This window comes from Streptomyces sp. SCSIO 75703 (genome assembly GCF_036607905.1).
GTDB lineage: Bacteria > Actinomycetota > Actinomycetes > Streptomycetales > Streptomycetaceae > Streptomyces.
Genome location: NZ_CP144555.1, coordinates 5,254,335 through 5,274,987, shown reverse-complemented (window position 1 = coordinate 5,274,987; position 20,653 = coordinate 5,254,335). Strand labels below are relative to the sequence as shown.

Below are 20,653 nucleotides of genomic sequence, written 5' to 3'. Positions count from 1 at the left end.
CGCGAGGACGGTCGTTGACCGGGGGCGTCACTCGTTCCGGGCAGGGGTACGCGCTGTTCACGAGGGGTTCCGGAGGGTGTACGGGGGTGTACCGGAGGGGTCTCGGAGGGTGTCCGGAGCGTGCCCGGGGAAGGGCTCCGGAGGTGGCCGCGCACGGGCGCCGGGGGCCGGAAACGGGCGTCCGGGGCGCCGGGTGATGACGGGGTCCGCGGGCCGGTGCGGGAGTGCCGGCGGGGTGTCCGGGGCGAGGGCGGGCGACGGCGGTCCGCCCGCACCGGCGGATGCCCGGCACGCCCCGGATGTTTCTTTCCCGGACGGGTGAAGGAGCCGCCGGAAAAGGCCGGTGCCGGTACCCGTTCGGGTACCGGCACCGGCTTGTTGACGGTCTGTCGGGAACGGACGGCGGATCAGCCCACGAGGTTGTCCGCCAGCTCCTCGCCGAGGTTGGCCTCGGTACCCGGGATGCCGAGGTCCGAGGCGCGCTTGTCGGCCATGGCCAGCAGGCGGCGGATGCGCCCGGCCACCGCGTCCTTGGTCAGCGGCGGGTCGGCGAGAGCGCCCAGTTCCTCCAGCGAGGCCTGCTTGTGGTCCATGCGCAGCCGGCCCGCGGCGGCGAGGTGCTCGGGCACGTCGTCGGCGAGGATCTCCAGCGCCCGCTGCACCCGGGCGCCGGCGGCGACGGCCGCGCGGGCCGAACGGCGCAGGTTGGCGTCGTCGAAGTTGGCGAGACGGTTCGCCGTGGCCCGGACCTCGCGGCGCATCCGCCGCTCCTCCCAGGCCAGGACGGACTCGTGGGCCCCGAGCCGGGTGAGCAGGGCGCCGATCGCGTCGCCGTCACGGACCACGACCCGGTCCACCCCCCGCACCTCGCGGGCCTTCGCGGCGATCGACAGTCTGCGGGCGGCGCCGACCAGGGCGAGGGCGGCCTCGGGGCCGGGGCAGGTCACCTCCAGGGAGGAGGACCGGCCGGGCTCGGTGAGCGAGCCGTGCGCCAGGAAGGCGCCGCGCCAGGCCGCCTCGGCGTCGCAGGTGGCGCCGGAGACCACCTGCGGGGGCAGCCCCCGGATGGGGCGGCCCCGGCCGTCCACCAGGCCGGTCTGGCGGGCGAGCTGGTCACCTCCCGCGACCACCCGCACCACGTAGCGCGAGCCGCGGCGCAGCCCGCCGGGCGCCATCACGATCAGTTCCGAGCTGTGGCCGAAAATCTCCAGGACGTCCCGCTTGAGGCGCCGGGCCGCCATCGCCGTGTCCAGCTCCGCCTCGATCACGATGCGCCCACTCACCAGGTGGAGGCCGCCGGCGAACCGCAGCACGGAGGAGACCTCCGCCTTCCGGCAGCAGGTACGGGTGACGGGAAGCCGGGAGACCTCGTCCTTCACCGCTGGCGTCATCGCCATGGGCCGATCCTTCCATGCATCCGAAAAATACGGTCGTACGCGGCGGCCAACAGTTCCGGATCATGCCTCGGGGTCTTGTCGGTCCGTGCGACCGGAGCCAGCTCGACCGCGGCGCCGAACCCCTTGGCGGCGTCGGTGAGCGAGTCACGGTCGGGCACGGCGGCCTCGTCGGCCAGCACCACGTCCAGGGCGAGTTTAGGGGCGTGTCGTCCCAAAACCTCCAAATGACGCTGCGGAGAGAAGCCTTCCGTTTCGCCGGGCTGGGGGGCGAGGTTGAGCGAGAGCACCCTGCGGGCCTTGGTCTGGGTGAGCGCGTCGAGCAGTTCGGGCACGAGCAGGTGCGGGATGACGGAGGAGAACCAGGAGCCCGGACCGAGCACGACCCAGTCCGCGTCGAGCACCGCCGCCACCGCGTCCGGCACGGCCGGCGGATCGTGCGGCACCAGGTGCACGGACTGCACCTCGCCGGGGGTGAGCGCGACCGTGGCCTGTCCGCGCACCGTCTCCACGTCCTCGGGCCGCTCCGGATCGTGGCCCCTTACCAGGGCCTGGAGCTCCAGCGGTACGGCGGACATGGGCAGCACCCGCCCGTGCGCGCCGAGCAGCCGGCCGACCAGGTCCAGGGCCTGGACATGGTCGCCGAGCTGCTCCCACAGGGCGACGATCAGCAGATTGCCGACCGCGTGTTCGTGCAGTTCGCCCTGGGACTGGAAGCGGTGCTGGATCACCCGCGCCCAGGTCTGGCCCCAGTCGTCGTCCCCGCACAGCGCGGCCAGCGCCTTGCGCAGGTCGCCGGGGGGCAGGACACCCAGTTCGTCGCGGAGGCGTCCGCTGGAGCCGCCGTCGTCGGCCACGGTGACGACGGCGGTGAGGTCGCCGGTGATCCGGCGCAGTGCGGCGAGCGAGGCGGACAGCCCCATGCCGCCGCCGAGGGCGACGACCTTGGGCTGGGTGCCGCGGCGGCGCGGCTTGCCGCCGCGCGCCTCGGCGGGGCGGGCGGTGCGGGACTCGGCGGCCCTGCCGCCGCGTCCCTCCGGCACCACCCGGCGCAGCCTGCTCAGCCGCGGAGTACGTCCTGTCATTCCCGTCCCATGTCCCGGTGGACGACCACCGTCTCCACGCCCTCGGCGGCGAGCCTGGCGGCGAGCTTCTCCGACATGGCCACGGACCGGTGCTTGCCGCCGGTGCAGCCGACGGCGACGGTCACATAGCGCTTGCCCTCACGACGGTAGCCCGCCGCGATCAGCTGGAGCAGCTCGGCATAGCGGTCGAGGAACTCCTTGGCCCCGGGCTGGTTGAGGACGTAGGCCGAGACCTCCTCGTTCAGACCGCTGAAGGGACGCAGTTCCGGGACCCAGTGCGGGTTGGGCAGGAAGCGCATGTCCACGACCAGGTCGGCGTCGACCGGGAGGCCGTACTTGAAGCCGAAGGACATGACGGTGGCCCGCAGCTCGGGCTCCTCGTCGCCGGCGAACTGCGCGTCCATCTTGGCGCGCAGCTCGTGCACGTTGAGGCTGGAGGTGTCGATCACCAGGTCGGCGTCGCCCCGCAGCTCGCGCAGCAGTTCCCGCTCGGCGTCAATGCCGTCGACGATGCGGCCGTCGCCCTGGAGGGGATGCGGGCGGCGCACCGACTCGAAACGGCGCACCAGCGCCTCGTCCGAGGACTCCAGAAAAACGATCCTCCGGGTGACCCCCCGGGAGTCGAGGTCGGCGAGGGACTCGCGCAGGTTGTCGAAGAAGCGCCGGCCGCGGACGTCGACGACGACCGCGATGCGGGCCACGTTGCCCTGCGAGCGGGCGCCCAGCTCCACCATGGTGGGGATCAGCGCGGGCGGCAGGTTGTCGACGACGAACCAGCCGAGGTCCTCCAGACACTTCGCCGCCGTCGAGCGGCCGGCTCCGGACATACCGGAGATGATCACCAGCTCGGGGATGCCCGTGTCGTGCGTCCCGGCTGTCTCGTTGCCCGTACTCACGTGTGCTCCGTTGTCGTGGCGCCCGTCGGGCCGGGCGGTCCCTGGACCCGCGTCCTCGCCGGTCGTGCGCGGGGTCCGCTCCGGTGTGGGCTGTGTGTCGTGCTCGGTCATCTCTCCTGCCCCCGTCGTTCGTCCGGGGTGCCCGCGGACACGGGCTCCCCCGGGGCATCCGCCGTCGTCTCGGGTGCCCCGTCCTCGTCTTCCATGATCTCTCCGGTGGCCGTGTTCACGGCGGGCGCGGCCGGCGCGGCCCCCGCGAGGGCCACCGCGACGGTCTCGGCCGTCTTGCGTCCTATACCGGGTACCTCGCAGATCTGGTCGATCGTCGCCGACCGGAGTTTCTTCACCGAACCGAAGTGTTTGAGGAGCGCCTGCTTACGGGTCTCCCCCAGTCCGGGCACGTCGTCGAGGGGGCCCGAGCGGAAGCGCTTGGCGCGTTTGGCGCGCTGGTAGGCGATGGCGAAGCGGTGTGCCTCGTCCCGGACCCGCTGGAGCAGGTACAGTCCCTCGCTCGTGCGGGGCAGGACGACCGGGTCGTCGTCGCCGGGCAGCCAGACCTCCTCCAGCCGCTTGGCCAGCCCGCACACGGCGATGTCGTCGATGCCCAGCTCGTCCAGGGCCCGCTGCGCCGCCGCGACCTGCGGCTGCCCGCCGTCGACGACGACGAGCTGGGGCGGGTAGGCGAACCGCCGGGGCCGCCCGTCCTCGTCCTTGAGCCCTTCCGGGCCGCCGCCCGCCGGGGCGCCGGCCCCGCCGTTCCCGGGGGCCGACGGGGCGCCGGGAACGGCGACGGGCGTGTCCCCGGGCGGGGCGGCCGGTGCGCCCCCGGCGGCGGGCGGTCCGGCCGGGCCGCCGTGCGGGTCCCCGGCCCCGTCCCCGGCGGGCTCCTGCCCCGCCCACTCCCCCGTCCGTTCCTTCTCGGCGAGGTAGCGGCGGAAGCGACGGGTGATCACCTCGTGCATGGAGCGGACGTCGTCCTGCCCCCGGAAGCCCTTGATCTGGAACCGCCGGTACTCGCTCTTGCGGGCCAGCCCGTCCTCGAAGACGACCATGGAGGCGACCACGTCGTCGCCCTGGAGGTGCGAGACGTCGTAGCACTCGATGCGCAGCGGCGCGCTGTCCAGACCCAGCGCGTCGGCGATCTCCTCCAGGGCACGCGAACGCGTGGTGAGGTCGGAGGCGCGCTTGGTCTTGTGCAGGACGAGCGCCTGCTGCGCGTTGCGCTGCACCGTCTCCATGAGGGCCTTCTTGTCGCCACGCTGCGGAATGCGCAGCGACACGCCCGAACCGCGCCGGTCCGTCAGCCACTGCTGCACCGGCTCCACCGGCTCGGGCAGGGCCGGGACCAGCACCTCACGGGGCACGGCGTCCCCGCTCTCCTCCCCGTAGAGCTGCTGGAGGGCGTGCTCGACGAGGGCGGCGGTGGTGACCTCCTCGACCTTGTCGGTGACCCAGCCGCGCTGGCCCCGGACGCGTCCGCCGCGCACGTGGAAGATCTGGACCGCCGCCTCCAGCTCGTCCTCGGCGACGGCGATCAGGTCGGCGTCGGTCGCGTCGGCGAGCACGACCGCGCTCTTCTCCATGGCCTTCCGCAGGGCCCCGATGTCGTCCCGCAGGCGAGCCGCGCGCTCGTACTCCATCTCCTCGGCCGCCTCCCCCATTCGCGCCTCCAGGCGGCGCAGGTAGGTGCCGGTGCGGCCGGCCATGAAGTCGCAGAACTCCTCCGCCAGCTCCCGGTGGCCCTCGGCGGAGATCCGCTCCACGCAGGGTGCCGAGCACTTGCCGATGTAGCCGAGGAGGCAGGGGCGGCCGGTGCGCGCGGCGTTCTTGAAGACGCCGGCCGAGCAGGTGCGCACCGGGAAGACCCGCAGCAGCAGGTCGACCGTGTCGCGGATCGCCCAGGCGTGCCCGTACGGCCCGAAGTAGCGCACGCCCTTCTTCTTCTGGCCCCGCATGACCTGCACCCGGGGGAACTCCTCGTTCATCGTCACCGCGAGGTACGGGTAGCTCTTGTCGTCGCGGTACTTGACGTTGAACCGGGGGTCGTACTCCTTGATCCAGGAGTACTCCAGCTGGAGCGCCTCGACCTCCGTGGACACCACCGTCCACTCCACGGAGGCGGCCGTGGTGACCATGGTGCGCGTACGCGGGTGCAGTCCGGCGAGGTCCTGGAAATAGTTCGCCAGGCGCTGGCGCAGGCTCTTCGCCTTTCCGACGTAGATCACCCGTCGGTGCTCGTCACGGAACCTGTACACCCCCGGGGAGTCCGGGATCTCACCCGGCCTGGGGCGGTAGCTGGAGGGGTCGGCCATGTCTCACACCCTACTGGCGGGGGCCGACAGAACGCCGGGGCTGTGGACAGCAGCCGCCGGCGTTGCGGACAGCGGCCGGCGGGCCGGTGGATCACCGGAAACGGGGCCGGTGACGGCGGCCCGCGGGCCCGCCGCCTCGGGAGGCCCGGCGGGTCTGCGCGGGGCCCGAGGGGAGGTGGTGGGAGGTGGAGGTGGTGCAGACGGAGGGGGAGGTGGTGGAGATGCGGGGCTGGGCGGCGGTGCGAGGTGGGGGCGCGGGGCAGGGGCTCGGGCGACGGCGCCGTCAGAGCGGGGGCCGGGGCGGGCCGGGGCGGGCCGGGGACGGGCGGAGTCCGGGCGAAGCGGGCGGGCCCGTGTGTTCTCGGCCAGGAGTCCACGGCGCTCCCGCGCCAAGTGTTGTCGGGACTTGGTCAACACGCTTCAATGCGGGGGAACTCGGGGCCATGAAGCGCGGCGTACGGAGACGAGGACCCCCTGCGCCGCGTCGGGGGCGGCCCCGCGGATTCGCGCCGAACGGTCTGACCAGCCGTCGTGGACCTCCACAGAAAGGCCCCTGCATGCCGCACGCCGCTCAGCACGCGGACCCCGCCCCCACCGAACTCGACGCGGCCCTGCGCGGCGGCCCCTTCCACGTGGCCCTGCGCGCGGCGATCGCCGCCCGCGGGCTGCCGCTCCAGCGCGTCCAGCACCACCTGTCGCGCCGCGGGGTGAAGGTGGGCGTCACCAGCCTCAGCTACTGGCAACAGGGGGCCCGCCGCCCGCAGCGCCCCGAGTCCCTGCGGGCCGTACGGGCCCTGGAGGAGATACTCCAGCTCCCCGAGGAGTCGCTGATACGCCTGCTCGTGGAACCCGAGGAGAGCCCCTCCGGCGCGCACCACACCACCCGCTCCTACCGTGCCCTGGTGGCCGCCTCCGGCGTCCTGGAACGACTCCTGGCCGAGCTGGGCCACACCCCGGCCGACTCCGGACTGCACACCCTCGGGCACCACGAACGCGTGCGCATCGGAGCCGACCGCGCCCTGGCGGGCCGCGACTCGCAGCACATCGTCCGCGCCCACCGCGACGGCGTCGACCGCTTCCTCGCCGTCCACCACGGCGACCCCGGCTGCGTCCCCGCGCGGATGGGCGTCCACGCGCTGGAGAACTGCCGCACCGGACGCGTCCGCACCCACCACGACACCGGCGTCCTCGTCGCCGAGCTGCTCTTCGACACCCGCCTGCGGGCCGGCGACACGCACCTCTTCCGCTACGCCGTCGAGGACGGCACCGCCGGCGTGTCGCGCGAGTACGTGCGCGGTTTCGGCGGGACCGGCGGGCAGTACGCCCTCCAGGTGCGCTTCGAACCGGCGGCTCTCCCCGCACGCTGTCACCGGTTCACGCAGTACTCGGCGGCGGCCCCGCGCGGCGGCCTGCGCGAGCTGGAACTGAGCGGACCGCACCACTCCGTGCACCTCGTCGAGTCCCGGGTGCGCTCGGGGGTGCTGGGCATCGGGTGGGACTGGGAGTGAGCGGCACCCTTCCGGGGCCCGCCCGCCCGGAGGTCAGCCCTCGTAGGGACCGACGACGATCCGGCCCTGCTCGACCTCGACCGGGAGTTCCGCCAGCGGCACGGAGGCCGGCGACTTCAGCACCTCGCCGGTCCGGGCGTCGAACTCGCTGCCGTGGCACGGGCAGACCAGCTTCGTCCCGACCAGCTTGCCGATGGGGCACCGCGCGTGCGTGCAGATCGTGCTGTGCGCCTTCAGCGCGCCGTCGTCCGTGCGGCCGACCACGATCTTCTGGTCCTGGTAGAGCTTGGCACCGCCCTCGGCGACATCGCCCTCCGCGCCCAGGTCGACGGGTGCCGTCGGCCCGACGGTGTCGGGACGGTCGTCGCCCGGGGAGCAGGCGGCCAGGCCGATACCGGCGACGGGGGTGAGCGCCGCCGTGCGCAGGACGGTACGGCGGCTCGGGGCGGGACGGCCGGACATGGGTGTCTCCACGGGTCGGAGTGGAGCGGGCGGCCGGACGGGCGAGGCGCGGCACCGGTCGTCCGCTGCGCGGTACGGCTGCGGTGCGGCGCGCGAAACGCCGCGGCACACGACGGCCGCCGCGCGGGACCGGGGCGTGCGGGAACGACGATATCGGGCGCGGGCGGACGGCCGGCGGGGTGGGTGACGGTCGCGGCCGGGGCGCGGGGCGGGACGGGATGGACGGGGAGGGACGGCTGGCAGAGGCACAAGGGCGGCTGGTGGAGGCCCGGCAGCGCGGCGGCGGTGGCCCTCGGGGCTTGCCGGGCCGAGCCCCAGGGGGCGGATTGGCGGGGGCGGATTGGTGGGGATCGGCCGGGGTCGGTGGGGTGTGGGAGGGGGCGGGTGCGGAGGGTGGGCGTAAGCGCTCGCGTAAACGCTTACGCGAGCGTTCTCGCAAGCGCTTACGTAAACGCTTACGCGACCGTGGACGTAAGCGCTTACGCAAGCGTTTACGCCCACCCCCTGCGTGAGGTACGGTCCCGGCCAGCGCATGGCGCGTTTCCGCCCGTGCCGTGCCGACAGGCCGTTCCGTGCCGTTTTCCGGGGAGAAAGGGGGCCGCCGATGACCACCATGGCCGATGTCGCCCGGAGCGCCGGAGTCTCCGTGGCGACCGTCTCCCACGTGCTGAACGACACCCGCCCGGTGCTGCCGCACACCCGGCAGGCCGTCATGGACGCCGTCGAACAGCTCGGTTACACCCCGAACGGGCCGGCGCGCTCCCTGGTGACGGCGCGTACCCGTTCCATCGGGCTCGCGGTGTCGGCGATCAGCAACCCGTATTTCACGGAGATCCTCCAGGGGGTCGAGGCCTGCGCTCTGGAGCACGGCTACAGCCTGCTCATCGCCGATCCCCACGACGATCCGGCCCACGAGCACACGGTCGTCCGGTTGCTGCACGAGCGACGGGTGGACGGCATGATCGTCGCCCCCTCGGCGGAGCCGGGCGCCCTGCTCGCCTACCTCGCCCGCCACCGGGTGCCGGCCGTCTTCCTCGACCGGCTGGTCGACGCTCCGGAGACGGGCGACTGGCGCTTCGACCAGGTCTGTGCCGACGGCTGCGAGCCGACGGCCGGTCTGGTCACCCATCTGGCCGAGCTGGGGCACCGCCGGATCGGTCTGGTCGCCGGCCGGCCGGGACTCAGCACGACCCGGGAACGGCTCACCGGCTACCGGCACGGGCTGGCAGCGGCCGGTCTGCCCTTCGACGAGCGCCTGGTGGTGCACGGTGATTCGGAGGCGGCCGGCGGCGAACGCGCCACCGATGCCCTGCTCTCTCTGGCGGTCCCGCCGACCGGGCTGGTCACGGCCAACAACGTGATGACCATCGGTGCCCTGCGCGCCCTGCGGGAGCGGGGCCTGTCCGTACCCGGCGATGTCGCGCTGTGCTGCTTCGACGACTTCGCCTGGGCGGACCTCTTCACCCCGCGGCTCACCGCCGTCGCGCAGCCGAGCCGGGAACTGGGCGCGCGGGCCGTGCGGCTGCTACTGGAGCGCCTGGACTCCCCGGGCCGCCCGGCCCGGACGGTCCGGCTGCACTGCTCCCTGGCCCACCGCACCTCGTGCGGCTGCCCCGAGCAGCCGGAGCCTCCCGGGCCGCCCCGCCCGGCCGGGGCCGACGCGTCCCCCTCCACCTCCTAGCGCTTCCCCTCTTCTGGCGTTTCCTCGCGCTTCGTCGCGTTACCCCGGAGGGCCTCCGCCGAGGCCCACGAAAGGACTGCCCGTGATCGTCGTCGCCGGTGAGGCACTGATCGACCTGGTACCGCAGGGCACCAGTGCCCTGGCCCCGCTGCGCCCCGCGCTCGGCGGCGGCCCGTACAACACGGCCGTCGCGCTGGGTCGCCTCGGCTCCCCCACCGCGTTCTGTTCCCGGGTGTCCCTGGACGCCTTCGGCGAGGCGCTGCTGGAGCGGCTGCGGGAGGCCGGCGTGGACGTGTCCACCGTGCAGCGCGGGCCCGAGCCGACGACACTCGCGGTGGCGTCGGTCGGCGCGGACGGTTCGGCTTCCTACTCGTTCTACGTGGAGGGGACCGCCGACCGGCTGTTCACGGCGCCTTCGACGCTGCCCGTGGGGACCCGGGCGGTGTCCTTCGGCACCTGTTCGCTGGTGCTGGAGCCGGGGGCGAGCGCCTACGAGAGGCTGCTGCGCGATTCGGCGGCCCGGGGTGTCTTCACCGCCCTGGACCCGAACATCCGGACCGGGCTGATCCCGGACCCGGACGCCTACCGGACCCGGTTCAAGAGCTGGCTGCCGTCGGTGTCGCTGCTGAAGCTGTCCGCCGAGGACGCCGAGTGGCTGGGCGGCACGCCTCGCGACTGGCTGGCGGCGGGCCCGTCGGCGGTCGTGATCACCCAGGGTGGTGACGGGCTGACCGCGTACACGCGGGACGGCGGCGTGTACACCGTCCCGGGCGAGCGGATCAGGGTGGTGGACACGATCGGCGCGGGCGACACCGTGAACGCGGCGCTCCTGCACGGTCTCGCGGTGCGCAACGCCCTCGGCGACCGGGAGGCGGCCGCGCTGGGTCCGCAGGGCTGGACGGACCTGCTCGGCTTCGCCGCCCGCGCGGCGGCCGTCACCTGCTCGCGGGCGGGCGCGGAACCGCCGTACTCCCACGAGGTCGCCGGCTGAGACATCGCCCCGCGCAGGGAGCACGGCGACGCGGCGTGCGCCACGGGAGTGTCCGTGGCGCACGCCGCGTCGCCGGTTCCGCGGGGGCGGCCCCGCCGGAACCCGTGCCCGGTCGTGCCTGCCGCCTACTTCGCGGCCGGCTTGGCGGACTTCGCCGGCTTGGCGGCCTTCTTGGTGGTCCTGGCGGTCTTGGGCTCGGTCTTCTGCGCCGGGGTCTTCCGGGCGGCGGTCTTCTTGGCGGCGGTCTTGGCCGCCGTCTTCGCCGCCCTGCGCGGTGCCGGGATCGGCTCGGCGTCGCTGATCCGGTCGGCGCCGAGGATGTCCCGCAGGAACTTGCCGGTGTGGCTCGCGGGGACGCCCGCGACCTGCTCCGGCGTGCCCTCGGCGACCACGAGGCCACCGCCGGCGCCGCCTTCGGGGCCCATGTCGACGACCCAGTCGGCCGTCTTGATCACGTCGAGGTTGTGCTCGATGACGATGACCGTGTTGCCCTTGTCGACCAGGCCGGACAGGACCGTCAGCAGCTTGCTGATGTCCTCGAAGTGCAGGCCGGTGGTCGGCTCGTCCAGGACGTAGACCGTGCGGCCGGTGGAGCGCTTCTGGAGTTCGCTGGCGAGCTTCACCCGCTGCGCCTCGCCGCCGGACAGGGTCGTCGCGGACTGGCCGAGCCGGACGTAGCCGAGGCCGACGTCCTTGAGGGTCTTCATGTGCCGGGCGATCGAGGGGACCGCCTCGAAGAAGTCCGTGGCCTCCTCGATCGGCATGTTCAGCACGTCGGCGATGGACTTGCCCTTGTAGTGGACCTCCAGGGTCTCCCGGTTGTACCGGGCGCCGTGGCAGACCTCGCACGGGACGTAGACGTCCGGGAGGAAGTTCATCTCGATCTTGATGGTGCCGTCGCCCGCGCAGTTCTCGCAGCGGCCGCCCTTGACGTTGAAGGAGAAGCGGCCGGGCATGTACCCGCGGACCTTCGCCTCGGTGGTCTCGGCGAACAGCTTGCGGATGTGGTCGAAGACACCGGTGTACGTCGCCGGGTTCGACCGCGGGGTGCGGCCGATGGGCGACTGGTCGACGTGGACGACCTTGTCGACCAGGTCGTCGCCCTCCACGCGCGTGTGCCGTCCGGGCACGGTCCGCGCGCCGTTCAGCTCGCGGGCGAGGTGGGTGTACAGGATGTCGTTGACCAGGGTCGACTTGCCGGAGCCGGAGACGCCGGTGACGGCCGTGAACACGCCGAGCGGGAAGGACACGTCGATGTCCTTCAGGTTGTTCTCCCGGGCGCCGTGCACGGTGAGCTGCCGGGCGGGGTCCAGCGGGCGCCGGATCTCGGGCAGCGGGATGGCCTTCTTGCCGGCCAGGTAGAGACCGGTCTGCGATTCGGCGTTGGCCAGCAGTTCCTTGAGCCCGCCGCTGTGCACCACCTTGCCGCCGTGCTCGCCCGCGCCGGGGCCGATGTCGACGATCCAGTCGGCGACCTTGATGGTGTCCTCGTCGTGCTCGACGACGATCAGGGTGTTGCCCATGTCACGGAGCCGGACGAGGGTCTCGATCAGCCGGTGGTTGTCGCGCTGGTGCAGGCCGATGGAGGGTTCGTCGAGGACGTAGAGCACGCCGACGAGTCCGGAGCCGATCTGGGTGGCCAGGCGGATCCGCTGGGCCTCGCCGCCGGAGAGGGTGCCGGCCGCGCGGTTCAGCGAGAGGTAGTCGAGGCCGACGTCGACGAGGAAGCGGAGCCGCTCGTTGACCTCCTTGAGCACGCGTTCGGCGATCTTCTTGTCGCGGTCGGTGAGCTTCAGCTCGCCCAGGAAGTCCGCGCAGTCGCTGATCGACATCGCGGAGACCTCGGCGATCGACTTGCCCATGACGGTGACCGCGAGGACGACCGGCTTGAGGCGGGTGCCCTGGCAGCTCGGGCAGGGCACCTCGCGCATGTAGCCCTCGAAGCGCTCGCGGCTGGCGTCGCTCTCGGCCTCGCTGTGCCGGCGCTTGACGAAGGGGACGGCCCCCTCGAACGCCGTGGTGTACCGGCGCTCGCGCCCGTACCGGTTGCGGTAGCGGACCTCGACCTGGGTCTTGTGTCCGTACAGCAGCGCTTTGCGGGCGCGCTGCGGCAGCCCGGCGAAGGGGATGTCGGTACGGAAGCCGAGCGCGTCCGCGAGGGCGCCGATGAGGCGGCCGAAGTAGTCCTTGGTGTGGCCGTGCGACCAGGGGTGGATGGCGCCGTCGTCGAGGGACTTCTCCTCGTCCGGGACGATCAGCTCGGGGTCGACCTCCATGCGCGTGCCGATGCCGGTGCAGTCGGGGCAGGCGCCGAAGGGCGAGTTGAAGGAGAACGAGCGGGGCTCCAGCTCCTCGAAGGACAGGTCGTCGTAGGCGCAGTACAGGTGCTCCGAGTACATGCGCTCGCGCTCGGGGTCGTCCTCGGCGAGGTCGACGAAGTCGAGCACGACCATGCCGCCCGAGAGGCCGAGCGCGGTCTCGACGGAGTCGGTGAGGCGGCGCTTGGCGGAGTCCTTCACCGTGAGGCGGTCGACGACCACCTCGATGGTGTGCTTCTCCTGCTTCTTGAGTGTGGGCGGCTGGGAGAGCTGGATCGTCTCGCCGTCCACACGCGCGCGGGAGTACCCCTTGGTCTGGAGGTCGGCGAAGAGGTCGACGAACTCGCCCTTGCGCTCGCGCACCAGCGGCGAGAGCACCTGGAAGCGGCTGCCCTCGGGCAGTTCCAGGACCCGGTCCACGATGGCCTGCGGTGACTGGCGCGAGATCGGCCGGCCGCACTGGGGGCAGTGGGGCTTGCCGATGCGGGCGAAGAGCAGGCGCAGGTAGTCGTAGACCTCGGTGATGGTGCCGACCGTGGAGCGCGGGTTGCGGGAGGTCGACTTCTGGTCGATGGAGACCGCCGGGGAGAGTCCCTCGATGAAGTCGACGTCCGGCTTGTCCATCTGGCCGAGGAACTGCCGGGCGTAGCTGGAGAGCGACTCCACGTAGCGCCGCTGGCCCTCGGCGAAGATGGTGTCGAAGGCCAGGGAGGACTTGCCCGACCCGGACAGGCCCGTGAAGACGATGAGCGCGTCGCGAGGCAGGTCGAGCGAGACGTTCTTCAGGTTGTGCTCGCGCGCGCCACGGACGATGAGACGGTCGGCCACGCCGGTCCGCACCTTTCTTGAGAGAAGTGACAGGGGCGGGGCCCCCGTCTTTCTCAGACTAGGGGGAGCCACTGACAACGCCGGTCGGTTTCACCGGTAGTCAACAAACCCCGACTCCCCAGCATGCCCGACGCCGCACCCGACCATATAGCACGTGCATTCGATTTCGCGGAGTGCTTCGTCACCTTCACCCGAAGGTGTGGCGAGGTCTAGGGTCGGCGCCATGATTGATCACGCGCGTGACCTGGCGGCCGTACACACCGCCACCGAACGGCTGCTCACCGCGGCCGGCACCCTGGACAACGCCTCCGCGGCCGTACCGTCACGGCTTCCGGGCTGGACCCGCGGCCACGTCCTCGCCCATCTCGCCCGCAACGCGGACGCCCTCGTGAACGTCCTCGAAGGCCGGCCCATGTACGCCTCCGCCGAGACCCGGGACGCCGACATCGAGCGGGACGCCCCGCGCCCCCTGGCCGTCCAGATCGCCGACGTGCGCGAGAGCGCCGACCGCTTCCGGCGGGCCGCCGCCGCGCCGGCGGACTGGTCGCGCACGGTGGAGCTGCGCGGCGGCGTCACGGACTCCGCGTCCCGGGTCCCCTTCCGCCGCTGGGTCGAGGTGGAACTGCACCACGTGGACCTGGGGATCGGGTACGAGCTGGAGGACCTCCCCGCGGAGTTCACGGAGCGGGAGACTTCCTTCCTCGCCGCCCGTTTCTCGGGCAACCCGGACGTCCCGGCGACCCGGCTGACGGACGGCACGCGCGCGTGGAGCACGGGCCGGGAGGCGGCGGAGCCCGAACGTACCGTCTCCGGCACCCCGGCGGACCTCGTGGGCTGGCTCGCCGGCCGCCGTGCCGGGACCGCGCTGACCGTGGCGGGTGGCGAACTGCCGTCCCTGCCGCCGCTGTAGCCCGTAGGCTGGCTGTCATGACGTACAGCGGAGAGGTGAGGGTCGGCGGCCCCGCCGACGTGCACGAACTCAAGGACCTGATGATCACCAAGGTCGCGGTCGGCCCGATGGACAACAACGCCTACCTGCTGCGCTGCCGGGCCACCGACGAACAACTGCTGATCGACGCCGCCAACGACGCGGAGACCCTCCTGGGCACGATCGGTGACGACGGGGTGGCATCCGTCGTCACCACCCACCGGCACGGCGACCACTGGCAGGCCCTCGCGGAGGTCGTCGCGGCCACCGGCGCCCGCACCTACGCGGGCCGGTACGACGCCGAGGGCATCCCCGTGGCGACCGACGTCCCGGTCGACGACGGCGACACGATCCGGGTCGGCCGGGTGGAGCTCACCGCCCGCCACCTGGTCGGCCACACGCCCGGCTCCATCGCCCTGGTCTACGACGACCCGCACGGCCACCCCCACGTCTTCACGGGGGACTGCCTCTTCCCGGGCGGGGTGGGCAACACCCGCAAGGACCCGGAGGCGTTCGCCAGCCTGATCCGGGACGTCGAGACCAAGATCTTCGACGAGCTGCCGGACGAGACCTGGGTGTACCCGGGCCACGGCAACGACACCACGCTGGGCGCCGAGCGCCCGCACCTTCCGGAGTGGCACGCGCGCGGGTGGTGACCTCCGGCCGGGCGGGGCGCCGGTGACGGCGGGAGGCGCGGCGCCTCAGTGGTGACCGTGGGGCGCGCGGGCGCGGACGGGTGAGCCGTACCGTGCCCGCGCGCCCCTCGTTGCCCGCGTGCGCGGCGTACGGACCGGTGTGCGGGCGAGCGCTACGACCGCAGCCCCGGCAGGCCGCCGCGCGGGCCAGGCGGCCTGGCCCTGGGACACGGCCGCCGGGCGGCGCGGCGGTCCCCGGCGGCGCGACGGCGGCGCCATGGCGGCCCGACGCAGGGCTCAGGTCGTGGCGCGGCCCGTCCCCGCCAGCGCCGCGACGCGCTCCACGGCGAAGGCGTACCCCTGGACCCCGCACCCCGCGATGACGCCGTCGGCGCGCTGGGAGACGTAGGAGTGGTGCCGGAACGGTTCGCGCTGGTGGATGTTGGAGATGTGTACCTCCACCACGGGCAGCCCGTCGCAGGTGTTGAGCGCGTCCAGGATCGCCACGGAGGTGTGGGAGTAGGCGGCCGGGTTGATCACGATGCCCGAGTGGTGCAGCCGGGCCTCGTGGATCCAGTCGACCAGTTCCCCCTCGTGGTTGGACTGCCGGAAGTCGACGGTGCCGCCGTGGGCCGCCGCTGTCTTGGCGCACAGGGACTCGACGTCGGCGAGGGTGTCGGAGCCGTAGATCTCCGGCTGCCGCTGGCCGAGCAGGTTCAGGTTGGGGCCGTTGAGAATCATGATCGGGGCTTGGGCCAGGGTGCGGGGCACGGTTCCTCCGGTCCGTTCGTGACGGGCGGCCCGGGACCGGCCGCCCGACCCCGGTGTATCACGCCGGCGGTGCCCCGTCGTGACCGGTCCGGGCCGCGTTCTACGGGTTGATGGCGAGTTCCAGGTAGGCCGCGAACAGCACCAGGTGGACGCCGCCCTGGAGCGGGGTGGCGCGGCCCGGTACGACCGTGAGGGACGCCACCACCACGGTCAGGGCGAGCAGCAGCATGTGTGTGGCGCCGAGGCCGAGGACGAGCCGGCCGGGGAGCCACACGGAGGCGAGGGCGACCGCGGGGATCGTCAGGCCGATGCTGGCCATCGCCGAGCCGAGGGCCAGGTTGAGGCTGGTCTGCACGCGGTCCCGGCGTGCGGTGCGCAGTGCGGCGATGGTCTCCGGGAGCAGCACCAGCAGGGCGATGATCACCCCGACGACGGCGTGGTGCAGTCCGGCGGCCTCGACCCCGCTCTCGATGGTGGGCGAGACGCCTTTGGCCAGGCCGACCACGCCGATCAGCGCCATGCCGAGCAGGCCGAGGCTGAGCAGGGCGGTGCGGGCGGAGGGGGCGTGGGCGTGGTCCTCGCTGGTGATCACCTCGCCCTGCCGGGTGATCGGGAGGAAGTAGTCGCGGTGCCGGACGGTCAGGGTCGTGATGAACAGGCCGTAGAGGATCAGCGAGGACACGGCGGCGAAGGTCAGTTGCAGGGTGGAGAACTCGGGGCCGCGCGCGCTGGTGGTGAAGGTCGGAAGGACGAGGCTGAGGGTGGCCAGGGTCGCCACGGTGGCGAGGGCGGCGCCGGTGCCCTCGGGGTTGAACACCGCCGTGCCGTGCCGCAGCGAGCCGACGAGGAGACTGAGGCCGACGACACCGTTGCAAGTGATCATCACGGCGGCGAAGACGGTGTCCCGGGCGAGGGTGGCGCTCTTGTCGCCGCCGTCGATCATCAGGGTGACGATGAGGGCGACCTCGATGACGGTGACGGCGACGGCGAGGACGAGGGAGCCGAAGGGTTCGCCGACCCGGTGGGCGACGACCTCGGCGTGGTGCACGGCGGCGAGGACGGACACCGCGAGGACCAGCGTCAGCAGGACGACGATCCCGGCGGGCAGGGAGCGTCCCCAGGTGAAGGCCAGCAGCAGGACCGCGGCCACGGGCGTCGCGATGGTCCACTGCGTCACGAGCGCCCTGGTCCGACTGATCATGCAGCGATCGTCACAGAGCGGGAAGGACCCCGCACGCCCGGTCACGCGGTCCGGGGAACGCGTGACCGGGCGTGCGCCACGGGCCGGCCGTGTCCGGCGGGCCAGGGGCGAGCCCCCTGGCGGGCCGGGCCGTCAGGCGTCGACGCTGTCCTTCGGCCGGTCCTCGTCGCGGTCGGCCGCCGCCTTCGCCAGGGCCTGCTTGCGGGAGGCCCGGAGGCTGGTGACGGTCGTGACGACGAGGACGGAGCAGATCACTCCGAGGGAGACGGGTATGCCGATCTCGGGGACGGGGACGCCCGACTCGTGCAGGGCGTGCAGCACGAGTTTGACGCCGATGAAGCCGAGGATGACGGAGAGCCCGTAGGAGAGGTGGACCAGCTTCTTCAGCAGGCCGCCGATGAGGAAGTAGAGCTGGCGCAGGCCCATGAGGGCGAACGCGTTGGCGGTGAAGACGATGTACGGGTCCTGGGTCAGGCCGAAGATCGCCGGGATGGAGTCGAGTGCGAAGAGCACGTCGGTGGTGCCGATCGCGAGCATCACGACCAGCATCGGCGTCATGATCCGCTTGCCGTTCTCCGTGATCCACAGCTTGGTGCCGTGGTAGCGGTCGGCCACGCCGAAGCGGCGTTCGGCGGCCTTGAGCAGCCGGTTCTCCTCGAAGTCCTCGTCCTCCTCGTCGGTCCGCGCCTCCTGGATCAGCTTCCAGGCCGTCCAGATGAGGAAGGCCCCGAAGAGGTAGAAGACCCAGGAGAAGCTGGCGAGGATCGCGGCGCCCGCGACGATGAAGACGGCTCTGAGGACCAGGGCGATCAGCACGCCCACGAGGAGCACGCGCTGCTGGTACTGCGTGGGGACCGCGAACTTCGCCATGATCAGGACGAAGACGAACAGGTTGTCCACGCTCAGCGACTTCTCGGTGATGAAGCCCGCGAAGAACTCTCCGGCGGGTCCGCCGCCGGAGAAGAGGAAGAGGCCGAGACCGAAGAGCGCGGCCAGGGCGACCCAGACGACGGTCCAGATCCCGGCTTCCTTGAGCGATACGTCGTGCGGTTTGCGGCCGATGAAGAAGTCGACCGCGATGAGGGCGGCGAGGCCCCCGATGGTCAGGACCCACAGGGTCGCGGAAACATCCACTACGCCTCCGGCAGTGCGTCAGACGGAAAAAGTCAGCGTTCGCTGCCGGAGGTCTCTTCCACCCGGGCCTCCGGGACGCGGGACGCGTCCGGAACCCTCGGGCCGGCGCCCCGGGATCTGGCCTGATCCGTATTGACGGGTACGCCGCAGCAGACCGGGAGTACTCCCCTCCGCACGGAAAACAGTACCGCAATCACCAAGGGAGAGTAAAGAGGAGGGTAAAGGCACCACCAAAGCGCCTGGTGAAGGCGGCATTGCCAGGACTTGGTACGGCGTCACCGCAGGAGGGCACGCGAGACGGCGGCCGGGGCACGGCCCCCACGCGGGCTCACGACGGTAGCCGTCCACCGCCGTCCACCGCCGGCCCCGCGGGCCCGACGGCCGCCGGCACGCCGGGCGGCAACGGAGCGCGAAACGGCCGGCCGGCACGCTGGGCGGCTGCCTGGCTCGGCCGCTAACGGCTACCGGTGCGCCGGGCCGAGGCGACCCGGGCGAGCACGTCGTGGAGCACCCGGCTGCCGGGCGGCACGACGGCGGGCTCGTACGTCCAGGCGTGCCCCACCCACGGGTCGGCGAGGTGGTCGTCGGGCACCGGGGTCAGCCGCAGCAGCGACCGCCACAAGGGGTCGAGCAGCGGGCCGTAGGCGGCGGACTCCTCACGGTCGGCGACCATCATCAGGTGGACCCCGACGGAGGGGCCCTCGTCCGCGAGGTACCGGAGCTGGTTCACGGCCCGGTCGTCGAAACCGTGCGGGAAGTCGTTGACGATCAGGAGTTGCCGGGAGGTGTCGAAGCCGGGCGGGAGCGCGTCGGGGGCGCCGCCGCGCAGGGCCATCTGCACCAGGTCGACGCGCTGGGTGAGCCGGGTCAGCGCCTCCGCCGTCCCGGCGGCACCCCGGGCGGGCGGCGCGGCGAGCAGCCCGTGGTCGGTCAGCGGGCCCAGCGCCGAGGCGCCCGATCCGGCGGCGTCGACGACGTGCACGGTGAACTCGCCCGGCGGGTGGATGGCGAGCAGCCGGGCCGCGTGCGCGACCGCGGTCTCCACCGCCAGGTGCGCCCGCCGCCCGGGGTCGGCGAGCGCCTCGTCATCGGCGCCCGAGCGTCCGCTGTCGATCCACAGACCGCGCTCCAGCGGCAGCCGGACCAGCATCGGGATGCTCACCCCGTCGGCCTCGGGCAGGTGGAGGTCGCCCAGGCGCAGGGCCATGGGGATCTCCATGGGGACGCGGTAGGCGTGCCAGACCGGGTTGTCCCAGCCGGCGTAGGCCGCCGGGAGGGCGGGTTCGACGACGTCGGCCTCGGCGGCGAGCTGCGTGACGTCCCGGTCCAGGACCTCGCGGGCCTGGGCGACGAGCTGGGCGTGGCGGGCGCGGGCCGCGTCCCGGGCGGCGTCGCTTCCGCCGCCGATCCGGTTGCGCGGGTCGGACAGTGCCTGGTCGACCTCCTTCTCCCGGCGTGATTCGGCGAAGTCGACGGCGCTGCGGTAGGCGGCGACGCTGCGGGCCAGGTCCTCGAACATGCCCCAGACCTGGTTGTAGAGCCGCTCGTCCATGGACCAGCCGGTGGCGTCGCCGGCCACGGGGCGCGCGGGCTCACCGGGGGCGGAGGGGGGCGCAACGGGCGCGGGCGAGGGCGGAGCGGCGTGCGGCCGTCGCGGGTGGCGGTAGTCGACGGGTCCGGCGGCGGTGGGCACGGTCGGCGGGCCGACGGCGGACGGCGGGCCCGCGGGGCCGGCGCCGAGCGGCGGCTGCGGCACGGGGTCGGCGGCCGGCCGGGGCGCCATGCCGTCACGGTCGGCTCCGGGGGCGGCGGGCCGGCGGGAGCGGTCGGTGTCGTCCGTGCGGGGCGGGGGTGCCGCGACGGAGCGGGCGAGGCCGCCGGCCACGGCCTCCTGGATGCTCCCGGCGAGCCGGTGGGCCTCGGCCAGCCCCTGGTCGGCGAGGAGTTCGGCGAGGCCGCCCGCGTACCCCTGGCCGACGGCCCGTACCTTCCAGGCGCCCTGGCGTCGGTACAGCTCGACGGCGACGACGGCCCGCTCGCTCTCCAGGCCGGTGAGGGTGTAGCTGGCGATCTCGGTGCCGTCGAGGCCCGTGACGGCGACGAAGGGGGCGGCGACGGCGCCGAACCGGGCCGGGCCGCCCGTGTCGGGCAGGGCGAGCAGGACGCTGACGCGGTGCACGGTGTCCGGCAGGGCGTCGAGATCCACGGCGAGGCGGTGGCCTGCGGCGGCCTGCCGGGAGACCTCCAGACCCGGCATCGAGGGGGTGCCCGGATGGGCCACCCCCTCGATGCCCTGGACCCGGCCGTTCTCGTCGCCGACGGTGGCGCCCGCCACGACCGGCGTGCCGGCCGAGACCCGGACCTCCAGACGGGTCCGGGACAGCGGGTGGTTCTGCCCCCGCACCAGCTCGGCCGTCATCGCCTGTTCCCCCTGTGCCCTTCGTGTCCTGCTCGTGCTGTACGGGTGCCGCCCGCTCCCCCGGGCGGGCAGGCGGCCGGACGGTCGTGC

The 20,653-nt window shown here is 73.1% G+C and carries 15 protein-coding genes; 5 read left to right on the top strand and 10 right to left on the bottom strand.

Going from position 1 to position 20,653, the window contains the following annotated elements:
* Positions 1-407: 407 nt before the first annotated feature.
* Genes whiA through uvrC form a run of 4 tightly spaced genes read right to left on the bottom strand, consistent with a single transcriptional unit; the run spans position 408 to position 5,687 of the window.
* On the bottom strand, positions 408-1,397 hold the full coding sequence (gene whiA / locus VM636_RS23145; protein WP_030423290.1) for a DNA-binding protein WhiA: 990 nt from the start codon (positions 1,395-1,397) through the stop codon (positions 408-410).
* Entirely contained in the window at positions 1,388-2,479 is a 1,092-nt protein-coding gene (gene yvcK / locus VM636_RS23140; protein WP_030423289.1) for a uridine diphosphate-N-acetylglucosamine-binding protein YvcK, read from the bottom strand. Before yvcK ends, whiA begins: the two co-directional genes overlap by 10 nt.
* Positions 2,476-3,486 carry an RNase adapter RapZ gene (rapZ, locus tag VM636_RS23135; RefSeq protein ID WP_030423288.1) on the bottom strand — a complete coding sequence of 337 codons (1,011 nt, stop codon included), beginning with the start codon at positions 3,484-3,486 and terminating at the stop codon, positions 2,476-2,478. The genes yvcK and rapZ overlap by 4 nt, the downstream gene beginning before the upstream one ends.
* Positions 3,483-5,687, bottom strand: a complete 2,205-nt coding sequence (gene uvrC / locus VM636_RS23130; RefSeq protein ID WP_030423287.1) for an excinuclease ABC subunit UvrC — start codon at positions 5,685-5,687, stop codon at positions 3,483-3,485. The genes rapZ and uvrC overlap by 4 nt, the downstream gene beginning before the upstream one ends.
* 557 nt (positions 5,688-6,244) lie before the next feature.
* On the opposite strand from uvrC, the gene VM636_RS23125 reads away from it, so the two are divergent.
* Complete coding sequence (locus VM636_RS23125) at positions 6,245-7,195, top strand: hypothetical protein (RefSeq protein WP_338485554.1); 951 nt, start codon at positions 6,245-6,247, stop codon at positions 7,193-7,195.
* A 33-nt stretch (positions 7,196-7,228) separates the two neighbouring features.
* On the opposite strand, the gene VM636_RS23120 is transcribed toward VM636_RS23125, so the two are convergent.
* Positions 7,229-7,657, bottom strand: a complete 429-nt coding sequence (locus VM636_RS23120; protein WP_053912639.1) for a Rieske (2Fe-2S) protein — start codon at positions 7,655-7,657, stop codon at positions 7,229-7,231.
* 604 nt (positions 7,658-8,261) lie between these two features.
* Between VM636_RS23120 and VM636_RS23115 the strand changes: the two genes are divergently transcribed.
* Both VM636_RS23115 and VM636_RS23110 read left to right on the top strand, forming a co-directional pair.
* Positions 8,262-9,338 carry a LacI family DNA-binding transcriptional regulator gene (locus VM636_RS23115; RefSeq protein ID WP_338485553.1) on the top strand — a complete coding sequence of 359 codons (1,077 nt, stop codon included), beginning with the start codon at positions 8,262-8,264 and terminating at the stop codon, positions 9,336-9,338.
* An 82-nt stretch (positions 9,339-9,420) separates the two neighbouring features.
* Positions 9,421-10,329: a carbohydrate kinase gene (locus tag VM636_RS23110; RefSeq protein ID WP_338485551.1), complete on the top strand. Its 909-nt coding sequence runs from the start codon at positions 9,421-9,423 to the stop codon at positions 10,327-10,329.
* Between the two features lie 125 nt (positions 10,330-10,454).
* Here the strand turns inward: VM636_RS23110 and uvrA are convergent, their stop codons facing one another.
* Positions 10,455-13,475 (bottom strand): excinuclease ABC subunit UvrA, encoded by a 3,021-nt coding sequence (uvrA, locus tag VM636_RS23105; protein WP_338485549.1) that lies wholly within the window; start codon positions 13,473-13,475, stop codon positions 10,455-10,457.
* A gap of 223 nt (positions 13,476-13,698) precedes the next feature.
* On the opposite strand from uvrA, the gene VM636_RS23100 reads away from it, so the two are divergent.
* Both VM636_RS23100 and VM636_RS23095 read left to right on the top strand, forming a co-directional pair.
* Positions 13,699-14,385, top strand: coding sequence for a maleylpyruvate isomerase family mycothiol-dependent enzyme (locus VM636_RS23100; RefSeq protein WP_053912636.1), 687 nt, complete (start codon positions 13,699-13,701; stop codon positions 14,383-14,385).
* A 17-nt stretch (positions 14,386-14,402) separates the two neighbouring features.
* Positions 14,403-15,059 (top strand): MBL fold metallo-hydrolase, encoded by a 657-nt coding sequence (locus VM636_RS23095; protein ID WP_030423148.1) that lies wholly within the window; start codon positions 14,403-14,405, stop codon positions 15,057-15,059.
* A gap of 276 nt (positions 15,060-15,335) precedes the next feature.
* Here VM636_RS23095 and aroQ read toward each other — a convergent pair whose 3' ends face one another.
* The 4 genes from aroQ to VM636_RS23075 form a co-directional block, all read right to left on the bottom strand.
* Complete coding sequence (gene aroQ / locus VM636_RS23090) at positions 15,336-15,809, bottom strand: type II 3-dehydroquinate dehydratase (RefSeq protein WP_030423147.1); 474 nt, start codon at positions 15,807-15,809, stop codon at positions 15,336-15,338.
* Between the two features lie 100 nt (positions 15,810-15,909).
* The gene (locus tag VM636_RS23085) at positions 15,910-17,010 is read right to left on the bottom strand and encodes an ionic transporter y4hA (protein ID WP_030423146.1); all 1,101 of its coding nucleotides are present in this window, start codon (positions 17,008-17,010) and stop codon (positions 15,910-15,912) included.
* A 132-nt stretch (positions 17,011-17,142) separates the two neighbouring features.
* On the bottom strand, positions 17,143-18,144 hold the full coding sequence (locus VM636_RS23080; RefSeq protein WP_338485545.1) for a TerC family protein: 1,002 nt from the start codon (positions 18,142-18,144) through the stop codon (positions 17,143-17,145).
* 454 nt (positions 18,145-18,598) lie between these two features.
* A complete protein-coding gene (locus VM636_RS23075; protein WP_338485544.1) occupies positions 18,599-20,563 on the bottom strand; it encodes a TerD family protein in 1,965 nt (654 codons plus the stop codon).
* Between the last annotated feature and the right edge of the window lie 90 nt (positions 20,564-20,653).